General features: G+C 37.9%; 1 protein-coding gene and 1 pseudogene. Both read left to right on the top strand.

Features of this window, described 5'->3' with window-relative positions; translation table 11 throughout:
* Positions 1-429 precede the first annotated feature (429 nt).
* Positions 430-480: pseudogene (locus tag ASC50_RS08345) on the top strand (hypothetical protein); the annotation flags it as partial.
* Between the two features lie 358 nt (positions 481-838).
* Positions 839-1,474, top strand: coding sequence for an NYN domain-containing protein (locus ASC50_RS00285; RefSeq protein WP_055431675.1), 636 nt, complete (start codon positions 839-841; stop codon positions 1,472-1,474).
* Positions 1,475-1,740: the final 266 nt, after the last annotated feature.

Consider the following 1,740-nt stretch of genomic DNA (forward strand, 5'->3'; position numbering starts at 1 on the left):
ATGTAGAACGTAATCATAATACTGTGTATTTAAAAATTTCGGCGCAAAGGTACGAAATAGTTATGAGTTATGAGTTATCGGGGCAACCGCATCAAATTTATGATGATAAGGAAGACAGTAAGGTCTTCAATCTACCCCGTATGGGGTAGTTGGTCTCCGTAATTTAATGCGAATTGACCCTGAGTAAAAAAGGGAAATTTGTCGTGCACCCTACATAATCACATTTTTCTAATCAATAATGCTGCAAAGTTACACATTTTTCCAATCAAAAACAAATGTTTTTTACACATTTTTCAAAGCAATGCTGACATGAGGGGCAGGCAAGGGGGGGCGTTTTTTTGCAGATGTAAAATAAAAAAACTACGTTTATGAACAGGAAGCAGGGTTAATCAGTATTTAAGTGATGGTAGCCATTACAAAGGGGCGCAATACAATAACAAGAGGCACGGCTATGGCATATATCGTTGGAGCAGTGGCAATTATTATGTTGGTTCGTGGAAAGATGGGAATATGCTCAGCGGCATACGCAATGGCAACGGCGCACTCATCACCTACGAAGGAAGTATCAAGACAGGTCGCTGGGTGGGAGAAACTTACTATCCGCCGGCAAGTCATTGAGATTGTTTTGCTCGGAAACTTCGATTTTAAACCTCCCGAAATTGCAATCTTTCCGACGGTTTTTGTTGTTTTTCAAAAATATTTTCAAAAATGTTTGGTAGATTAAAAAAAATGTCGTACCTTTGCATCGTGTTAGAAATGATACAAGCCCCTCTCGAATGAGAAATGTCGAGATCCTAACCACCGAAAGGTGGTTTTTTAATATGATAACTCGTTTTTTATGGAAAAGCAGAAAGTAATTGTTTATGTGGATGGTTTCAATTTTTATTATGGATTAAAATCGATTTCAAAAAAAGACACTCGATGGAAGAAATTTTATTGGTTGGATATGGTGTTGTTTGTTGAAAAAATGTTGACCGACAAACAAGAATTGGTTGAAGTCAATTATTTTTCCGCACGTCCTCACGATGCAGTTGCATCTAAAAAGCAGGATATGTTGTTTTGTGCCAACAAGTTAAACTCTAAGTTTCGTTTGACGTTGGGAAAGTATCTGAAAAAAGACATCATTTGCAATAAATGTGGCAACATTACCCACTCTTATGAGGAAAAAGAAACAGATGTTCGCATTGCGACACAGATGATTAATGATGTTTACAAAAAGCGATGCGATATTACAATCATTATTTCCGCAGATAGCGATATGATTCCGTCCGTTGAATTAATCCGTGAAATTGCCCCCAATCATAAAATATATGTGTATTTTCCGCCATTACGCCATTCGGTTAGTTTGTCCAATCTTTGTGATGGAGAGAGAAAGCTTTCCGACTTCAAAGCACGATTCAATCAATCCATGCTACCCGAAAACGTGACTTTGCCCAATGGTACTGTAATTTCCAGACCGGCGAATTGGTGCTAATAAATGCTGAGACAGAAAATCATCACCCCTACATCACACAATATTTTCACTTTTTCCAAAAATAAATGCAAAAAAACTTGTGTATGTCAAATTTTTTACAGACCTTTGCACCCGAATTTGTAATGAAAAAAAAACAGATGATGGTAAAAATGGCATATATCAATGATTTTGCTCCGTCAGCTAAAGCAGACGGCAATGGATGGCTAAGCTTCTTTGGGGCTTGTCCTTGTTGCATTGCCGCCGGTTTCGACCAACGGTTTTTTTCT

The organism is Candidatus Symbiothrix dinenymphae, assembly GCF_001431085.1.

What these genes read in the sequence shown, in the direction of transcription:
- ASC50_RS00285 (WP_055431675.1), top strand. Translation starts at nt 839, where the DNA reads ATGGAAAAGCAGAAAGTAATTGTTTATGTGGATGGTTTCAATTTTTAT.